6 protein-coding genes are annotated in these 8,830 nt (G+C 71.0%); 5 read left to right on the forward strand and 1 reads right to left on the reverse strand.

The features are described from left to right. Positions 1-17 precede the first annotated feature (17 nt). Genes IE178_RS02835 through arfA form a run of 4 tightly spaced genes read left to right on the forward strand, consistent with a single transcriptional unit; the run spans position 18 to position 4,730 of the window. On the forward strand, positions 18-1,367 hold the full coding sequence (locus IE178_RS02835) for an extracellular solute-binding protein (protein ID WP_193511159.1): 1,350 nt from the start codon (positions 18-20) through the stop codon (positions 1,365-1,367). After that, positions 1,364-2,305: a carbohydrate ABC transporter permease gene (locus tag IE178_RS02840; protein ID WP_193511160.1), complete on the forward strand. Its 942-nt coding sequence runs from the start codon at positions 1,364-1,366 to the stop codon at positions 2,303-2,305. Before IE178_RS02835 ends, IE178_RS02840 begins: the two co-directional genes overlap by 4 nt. Continuing rightward, on the forward strand, positions 2,302-3,165 hold the full coding sequence (locus IE178_RS02845; protein ID WP_193511161.1) for a carbohydrate ABC transporter permease: 864 nt from the start codon (positions 2,302-2,304) through the stop codon (positions 3,163-3,165). Before IE178_RS02840 ends, IE178_RS02845 begins: the two co-directional genes overlap by 4 nt. A gap of 59 nt (positions 3,166-3,224) precedes the next feature. After that, positions 3,225-4,730, forward strand: coding sequence for an arabinosylfuranosidase ArfA (gene arfA / locus IE178_RS02850; protein ID WP_193511162.1), 1,506 nt, complete (start codon positions 3,225-3,227; stop codon positions 4,728-4,730). A 22-nt stretch (positions 4,731-4,752) separates the two neighbouring features. Here the strand turns inward: arfA and IE178_RS02855 are convergent, their stop codons facing one another. Then, entirely contained in the window at positions 4,753-7,602 is a 2,850-nt protein-coding gene (locus IE178_RS02855; RefSeq protein WP_193511163.1) for a glycoside hydrolase family 35 protein, read from the reverse strand. 315 nt (positions 7,603-7,917) lie between these two features. Here IE178_RS02855 and IE178_RS02860 point away from each other — a divergent pair, with 315 nt between their 5' ends. Continuing rightward, positions 7,918-8,568, forward strand: coding sequence for a DUF4360 domain-containing protein (locus tag IE178_RS02860; RefSeq protein WP_184760783.1), 651 nt, complete (start codon positions 7,918-7,920; stop codon positions 8,566-8,568). Positions 8,569-8,830: the final 262 nt, after the last annotated feature.

The raw sequence follows: 8,830 nt of genomic DNA on the forward strand, positions 1-8,830 counted from the left end.
AGCAGATGGGGCAGGGCATGGGACGACCTGGCCTGAATCGCAGGCAACTTCTCACCGGACTCGGCGGGTTGACGGTCGCCGGAAGCTTCGGCTTCGCGGCGCTCGGGACGGGAGCCGACGCGCTCGCCTCCGGAGCGGACACCCGGGTGCGCTACTGGAACCTCTTCAGCGGCGGCGACGGATACAACATGATCGCGATGCTGGACTCCTTCCGTGCGGAGCATCCCGGCATCGACGTGAAGGACTCCACCCTCCAGTGGGGCAACCCCTACTACACCAAGCTCGCGATGGCCGCCGCGGGCAACCGCGCGCCTGACCTCGCCGTCATGCACCTCGGCCGGGTCCCCGGCTTCTCCCCGGGCCGCCTCCTCGACCCCTGGGACGTGAACCTGCTCGCCCGGTACGGCGTGCACGAGAGAGACTTCAACCCCGACCTGTGGAAGCGCGCCGTCGTCGACGGCAAGCTGTACGCCCTGCCCCTCGACATCCACGTACAGCTCTGCTTCTACCGCCGGGACGTGCTGAAGAAGGCGGGCCTGCTCGGGGACGACGGCCGGATGGTGCCGGTGACGTCGGCCGAGGAGTGGTTCGACGTGCTGAAGCAGGCGAAGAAGGCCACCCGCGGCGGACTGCAGACGCTCGGCCTGCACGTCAACGACCTCAACATCCAGTGGTGGATGTTCGTCGCCTTCTACACCCAGCTCGGCGGCACCTGGTTCGACGCGGGCAACACCGAGGTCACCTTCGACACCGACAAGGCCACCGAGGTCCTGGAGTTCCTGCGCCGGCACATCACCGACGGCTACACCCTTCCCGGCGCCGCCGACGCCGAACAGTTCGTCAACGGCGCCCCGTTCACCCTGGAGGGAAACTGGTCGGTGCCGGTCTTCGACACCGCGAAGCTCGACTACGGCGCCGTCCCGCTGCCACCCGTCTTCGGCAGGCCGGCCACCCACGCCGAGTCCCACGCCTTCGTGCTGCCGCACCAGTCCGGCCGCGGCGGCGCCACCGCCGACGCCGCCCACCGGCTCGCCGCCTACGTCGTGCGGCACGCCCGCCAGTGGGCGGGCGGCGGACACATCCCCGCCTACACGCCGACCCTGACCTCGGCCGCGTACAAGAGGCTTCAGCCGCAGAGCGAGTACGTCTCCGCGATGGACCACCAGGCCACCGAGCCGAAGGTGTGGTTCGCGGGCTCCACCGGTCTGCTCGCCCAGCGCGTCGGACCCGTCGTGATGGCCTCCACCGCGGGTTCCGCCAAGCCGGAGGCCGCGGCCGGCCGCATGAGGGGTGTCCTCACCCAGCTGCTCACCATGAAGAACCCGATGGACGGCAGGACCGCCGCCGAGGGAGGTGCGGCCGCATGACGACCGCCAGTGCCGAGACCGTCGTCGCCCCGGCGCCCGCGAGGGCCGCCGTCGGCACCGCCACCGTCCGCCGCCGCCAGGGCTTGCAGCACGGCGGATGGTTCGTCGCCCCGTTCCTGGCGCTGTTCGCCCTGTTCGTGGTCTGGCCGCTGCTGCGGGGCCTCTGGCTCAGCCTCACCGACGCCAACATCTCCGGCGACGACGCGAACTTCGTCGGCCTCGACAACTACCGCGAGGCCCTCGGGGACGACCTGATGTGGGACTCCCTCGGCCACAGCGCCTGGTTCACGCTGCTGGTCGTGCCCTGCATCACCGTCCTGGCGTTCGGGCTGGCGATGCTGGCCCACCACATCGAACGCGGCAAGTGGCTGTGGCGGTTGTGCTTCTTCCTGCCGTTCCTGCTGCCGTCCACCGTCGCCGGCAACCTCTGGCAGTGGCTGTTCAACCCCGGCACCGGCATGGTCAACCACGTCTTCGGCATCGAGACCCCGTGGTTGTCCGACACGTCGTACGCCATGCTCGCCGTCGTCATCTGCACCCTGTGGTGGACGGTCGGCTTCAGCTTCCTGCTCTACCTCGCCGCCCTCCAGGGCATTCCCGCCCACCTGTACGAGGCGGCCAAGCTGGACGGCGCGAACGCCTGGCACCGGATGGTCCACATCACCCTGCCGATGCTGCGCAACATCACCGGCCTGGTGATCGCCCTGCAGATCCTCGCCTCGCTCCAGGTCTTCGACCAGGCCGTCGTCATGATGGACTTCGGCCCCGGCCCCGAGGACTCCACCCGCACCTTCGTGCAGTTCACCCTCGAAGAGGGCTTCACCGCCTACCGCGTGGGCTACGCCTCCGCGATCTCCATCATCTTCTTCGTGCTCATCGCGGCCGTCGCCCTCGGACGGATGTGGCTGCTGCGCAACCGTGAGGAGGGCGGCCGATGACCACCGCCGCAGCACCGATACGGACCAAGCCCCGCCGGAGCTGGACGCCGAGCCAGATCGTGCTCACCCTCCTCGGCACCGCCGTCGCCGTGGTGATCGTGTCGCCGCTGGCCTGGGCCCTGTTCACCTCCCTGAAGTCGGAGACGGAGGCCGTCGAGGTACCCCCGCACTGGCTGCCCGAGGACTGGACCGGCCAGGCGTGGTCGGCGATGTTCGAGACCGGCAACATCACCAACTGGTTCGTGAACTCCCTCGTCGTCTCCGTCTGCGTCACCACCGTCGTCCTGCTGGTGAGCGCCCTGGCCGGATACGGTTTCGCCCGCACCGAGTTCCGCGGCAAGGCCGCCCTGATGGGCGTGGTGATGGCCGGCCTCATGATCTCCCCGGCGGTCCTCGGCGTCCCGCTGTTCACGACCGTCCAGCAGATGGGGATGGTCGAGACCTACTGGGGCCTGATCCTGCCGCAGTGCGCGCCCGCCGCGATGGTCTACATCCTCTACAAGTTCTTCCAGGGCATCCCGCGCGAACTGGAGGAGGCCGCCTTCATCGACGGCGCCGGCCGCTGGCGCGTCTTCTTCACGGTCATCCTGCCGCTGTCGCGCCCCTCGCTCGCCGCGGTCGGCATCTTCACCTTCATCAGCTCCTGGAACAACTTCCTGTGGCCCTACATGGTCACCAACAACCCCGACCTGATGACCATGCCGAACGGCATCGCGACCGTCATGAACTCCTACGGCATCCAGTGGGCCCAGCTCATGGCCGGCGGCCTCATGGCGGGCCTGCCGCTGATCATCGTCTTCGTCTTCTTCCAGCGGCAGATCGTGGCGGGTGTCGCCCACACCGGTCTGGCCGGCCAGTGACCGCCGCCCACGACCCGCAGCCGCACCGCACCGTGAACCCCCTGATCCGAAAGGCGCACATGCGAACCGCCCGCTTCACCCTCGACCCCGCCTTCACCGTCGGCGACGTCAACCCCCGCCTCTTCGGCTCCTTCGTGGAACACCTCGGCCGCTGCGTCTACACCGGCATCTTCGAACCCGGCCACCCCACCGCCGACGCGGCCGGCCTCCGCCAGGACGTCCTGGACCTGGTCCGGGAGCTCGGCGTCACCACCATCCGCTACCCCGGCGGCAACTTCGTCTCCGGCTACAAGTGGGAGGACTCCGTCGGCCCGGTCGAGGACCGCCCCCGCCGCCTGGACCTCGCCTGGCGCTCCACGGAGACCAACCGTTTCGGCCTCTCCGAGTACATCGCCTTCCTCAAGAAGATCGGCCCCCAGGCCGAGCCCATGATGGCCGTCAACCTCGGCACCCGTGGCGTCGCCGAGGCACTGGAACTCCAGGAGTACTCCAACCACCCCTCCGGCACGGCCCTCTCCGACCTGCGCGTCGAGCACGGCGACAAGGACCCGTTCGGCATCCGCATGTGGTGCCTCGGCAACGAGATGGACGGCCCCTGGCAGACCGGCCACAAGACGGCCGAGGAGTACGGCCGGGTCGCCGCCGAGACGGCCCGCGCCATGCGCCAGATCGACCCGGGCGTCGAGCTCGTCGCCTGCGGTTCGTCCAGCCAGGCCATGGAGACCTTCGCCGAGTGGGAGGCGACGGTCCTCAAGGAGACGTACGACCTGGTCGACTACATCTCCCTGCACGCCTACTACGAGCCGCTCGACGGCGACGTCGACTCCTTCCTCGCGTCGGCCGTGGACATGGAGTCGTTCATCGAGAACGTGATCGTCACCTGCGACCACATCGGCGCCCGCCTCAAGTCCAAGAAGAAGATCAACCTCTCCTTCGACGAGTGGAACGTCTGGTACCTGTCCCGGACCGAGGCCCAGGTCAGCGCGCTGGACTGGCCGGAGGCGCCCCGCCTGCTGGAGGACAACTACAGCGTCACCGACGCCGTGGTCTTCGGTTCGCTCCTGATCGCGCTGCTGCGGCACGCCGACCGCGTCACCGTCGCCTGCCTCGCGCAGCTGGTCAACGTGATCGCCCCGATCATGACCGAGCCGGGCGGCCCGGCCTGGCGGCAGACCACGTTCTTCCCGTTCGCCCAGGCCTCCCGGTACGGCCGGGGCGAGGTGCTCGACGTCCGCGTGGACTCGCCGACGTACGAGACGAAGAAGTACGGCGAGACCGACCTGCTGCACGCCACCGCCGTACGTGCCGCGGACGGCACGGTCACCGTGTTCGCGGTCAACCGCGGCCGCACCGAGTCGCTGCCCCTCGAAGTCGCCCTCGGCGGCCTCGGTCTGGACTCGGTCGTGGAGCACAGCGTCCTCTCGGACGACGACCCCGACGCCCGCAACACCCTCGCCGAGCCCGAGCGGGTCACCCCGCACCCGGCCGAGGGCACGACCCTCGACGACGGCCGCCTCTCCGCCGTACTGGAGCCGCTGTCCTGGAACGTGATCCGGCTGGCGTGAACCCCGCCCGGAGGCGGTGGACTCACCTTCCCGGTGAGTCCACCGCCTCCACCGGAAGTCCTCCCCGCGCCGCCCCCAGCAGCGTCAGCCGTACATCGCGCGGGCCCGCGGGTGTGGTCCCGTCGGACAGCACCGCCAGGGCGAGTGTGTTGGCCCCCCGTGTGCGCAGAATCCCGTTCGGCAGGACGAAGGTGTGCTGCGGGCCGACGTCGTTGATGTACTGGCCCAGATTCCAGCCGTTGAGGAAGATCTGGACGCGGTAGGCGCGCTCCGGGTCGTCCTCCAGCGTGAGCCCGACCGACGCGTCCAGGTCCGCGGCGATGGCCGGCCGGAACTCCGTCCGGTACCAGGCCACGCCCTGCCGCCGGTCGCCGCGCGGAAGGTCCACGGCCCGCCACTCCCGGTCGTCGTGCCCCGGCAGGTGCCAGCCCTCCCGCTCCCCGTACAGCCCGCCGTTGTTCAGCGGCCCGCGGACCCGGTCCGGGGCCGCGGCCCCCTGGATCCGCCAGTCGACACTCCGGGAGCCGCCCTCGAAGCCGACGGACACGAGCCCGCGCGCGGCCTTGTGCGTGTCCTGCGCCGTGCCCCGCACCCGCTCGTCCCCGTCGTGCTGCATCGGCCGCACGAGCACGGACAGCACGTGCGGCCCCCGCTCGCGCAGCGTCTTCGGCACGTCGAAGGCGGCCGTCGCCGTCCAGGTGCCCTTGTCCGCGGTGTCCTCGTCCGGCACCGGCATGCGGTGGGTCCCGAGGGGCCGCCCGTCCAGCCAGGCCATCAGCAGCCCCTGCGTACCGGTGCTGTAGGACAGCGACACGGACTCGATGCCGCGCGCGTCCTCGAACCGTCCCCGGTACCAGACGTCGCCGTAGTGGAAGCCGTAGTCGTCCGCGAACAGGACCGGGCCGTCCTCGGGCACGGGGGTGGTGCTGTGGGAGGACGTGCGGTCGGCGGCCGTCCACGCCGAGTCGTCGAAGTCCGGTTCGGACTCCGGGTTCTCGTCCCGTCGCCGCCAGCCGGCCGGCGCGGGCAGCGGCACCGCGGGCGCGCCCGGCATCAGCCCTTCCATCACCAGGCTCCCTGCCCGGCTGAGCCGGGTGCGCACCGGCTGCCCGTTCCAGGTCACGCCGGTGATCCCGCGCGGCGCCCACACCTCCAGGCCGGTCTCGCCGACGACGTCGCCGACGAGATGGACGGTGGCGCCGCGCAGGGTGGCCGAGCGCAGCAGCGCCGGGCCGTAGACCAGCAGCGGGCCCGACGGGGTCTCGTACGGCCACAGGCGCAGCGCGGTCGCGTCGTCGGCGAACAGCAGCACCATGGGCGTGTCGGTGTCCCCGCCCTCGATCAGCACCCGGCTCAGCCCGCCCGGGCCGAGCGGCACGACGATGTTCAGCCTGCCCCGGTCGTAGGACCACGCGGGCTCGTCGTCCAGCCGGTTGGTGACCGGCTGGGTCTCGCAGTCCAGCGCGACCTGCGCGGTCTCACCGGCCCGGCCCGCGAACACGGCGACGTCCTGCCGGCCGACGGTCGTGCTCAGCATGGGCTGCGCGGTGGTGAACGCCAGCTTCCGCCGGCCCAGTTCCAGCCCGGCGGCGAGCAGTTTGGCGTCGTGGGGTCCCACGGTGACCGGCACGTCGATGCCGGTGTCCGGGAGCAACGAGGTGACCTGTTCGGCGGAGTCGTTGCGCACGACGTACACCTGGGCGCCGGTGTCGGGATTGGCCAGGCGGCGCACCTCCAGCCGCTCGTCCTCCGCCCGCACCCCACCCGCCGCGTCCAGCCGCGCGAGGTCGGGCACGGTCCGCACCAGGTGCCCGAACTGCTGGAGCGGGGCCAGCTGCGGCGTCGGCCGGCGGCCTTCGTCGATCGCGGCCCCGTGGTCGTACGAGGTGTAGACACCCGGCGCGGGCAGCCAGCCCCACGAGGTCCCGCCGAACACCATGCGGACGTTGTGCACGGTGGCCCCGTCGGCGAGGCCGGTCAGGTGGTCGCGCCGCTCGCGCGCGGCCCCGTGAGTCCGGCGCACCTCGGCGTACCCCTTGCCCCCGGACGCCACCCCGCCCCACGCGTCGGCCGCCCCGCCGGCCGCCCCCGCCCGGAACCCGGGCGAGCGCGGAGCGGCCCGGCGCTCGCCGAGGTACCCGTCCGCGTGGAAGAGCGGTACGTCGATGCGGTCGGCGCGCACCTTCGCGTACAGGTGGTCCAGGTAGGCGCGCCCGGCCGGGTCGTCGGCGGGGATCTCCGACCCGTCCTCGAACTGGTACAGCAGCACGGTGCCGCCGCCCGCCGTGAACAGATGCCGGACGGCGATGGCGTTGACCGCGTCGAGCCACTCGTCGACGTGCCGCAGATACGTGGGATCGGCGGTCCGCGCGGTGCCCTCGACGGCTGTCAGCCATCCGGGGAGACCGCCGGCATCGACATCGGCACCGATGTACGGCCCCGGTCGCAGGATGACGTACAGCCGTTCCTCGGCGGCCATGCTCAGGAACAGATGCAGGTCCCGCACCCCGGTGAAGTCGTACTCACCGGGCGCGGGGGAGTGGTAGTTCCACGGGACGGGGACGCTGACCGCGTTGTGTCCGTGGGCGCGCAGCTTCTGCAGCACGTCCCGCCACAGGGACGGGCTCGGCAGCCGGAAGGGGTGGACCTCGCCGGACCACAGCACCAGGCGGTGGCCGTCCACCAGCAGCGAGTACCGGTCGAAGCCGATCCGGTGCCGTCTGCCGTCCGCGCTCGGCGGAGGGGGCGGCGGGCCCGTCGGCACGCTGCGCGGCCCGTGCGTGCCGGTCGCCGTCCCGCCGCTGCCGGCGAGCGCGAGACCGAGCGCCGCCGTGCCGGCCAGGGCGGTGAAGGTACGCCTGCTGAGCTCCAAGGGAGCGCCTCCTGTTGGGGTGCCACAAGGGGTGCTGGTGGGCCATTGTCCATGAACCGGCACCACGTCGTTCACACGAGGGTCCCGGTACGCCCCTTTTCTCCTGTTGTGGCGTGACGGAAGCGAATGGCCGGAGTTGACTCTGTCCGACGGTCCCGCCGCTTCCATACGATGCGAGCGCTCCCGGCCTTCACCGCATCTTCATTCCTCCCTCGCGGGGTCGGGGGTGCGTGCGTGCGCATGTCTGTCATGTACATGAAGCTTCAATCAAGGCAAGGAACCGAGGCTTCACCCCCCACCGAAGGATGGAGAATCATGGCTGGTGGCCTGCTCCTGAGCGCGGCGGCGGCCGCGCTCCTCACCGCCGCGTTACCCGCGCACAACCCGTCGTCCGGTTTCGACGACCCGCCCCCGGACAAGATCGTCATCGATGTCGCCACAGTGAACGGTTCGGGATGCCCCCAGGGCAGTGCCGCGGTCGCCGTCTCCGCGGACAACACCGCGTTCACCGTGACGTACAGCGACTACCTCGCCCAGGCGGGCGGGGACTCCGCCCCCACCGCCTACCGCAAGAACTGCCAGCTCAGCCTGCTGGTCCATGTCCCGCAAGGCTTCACCTACGCCGTGGCCGGCGCGGACTACCGGGGCTTCGCCTCGCTCCAGCCCGGCGCGAGCAGTACGCAGCGGGCGTCGTACTACTTCCAGGGCTCGCCGAACACGGAGTACCGCAGCCACGCGTTCGCCGGCCCCTACGACGACAACTGGCAGGCCACGGACACCACCGACTGGGCCCAACTGGTGTACGCGCCCTGCGGAGTCCAGCGCAACTTCAACATCAACACGGAGCTGCGCGTGAACGCGGGGACCACGTCCCCCGGGCAGGTCAGCTTCATGACGATGGACTCCACGGACGGTGACATCAGCACGATCTACCACCTGGCGTGGAAGGAGTGCCCGCAGAAGTGACCGAGCCGGCGGACCGGCGCGCCCGGGCACGGATGCGCCGGCCCGCCTGCCGGTCCGCCTACCGGTGTCTGCCGGTCCGTCTGCCGGTCCGTCTGCCGGTCCGCCCGTGCGGGGCGGTCGGGCCGGGAACGCGGAATCAGGGTGGCGAGCCGGATGAGGGCGCCGGCCGTGGACGCTCGTGAGTGAGGTGGCCGTTGGGCCGCTCGCTTCTTTGTCAGTGTCGTGCTTGCGCGGACCGCGTCAAGGGCGCTGCGTTGCGCTG

Source organism: Streptomyces griseoloalbus, assembly GCA_014650015.1.
In the GTDB taxonomy this organism is placed as follows: Bacteria; Actinomycetota; Actinomycetes; order Streptomycetales; family Streptomycetaceae; genus Streptomyces; species Streptomyces griseoloalbus.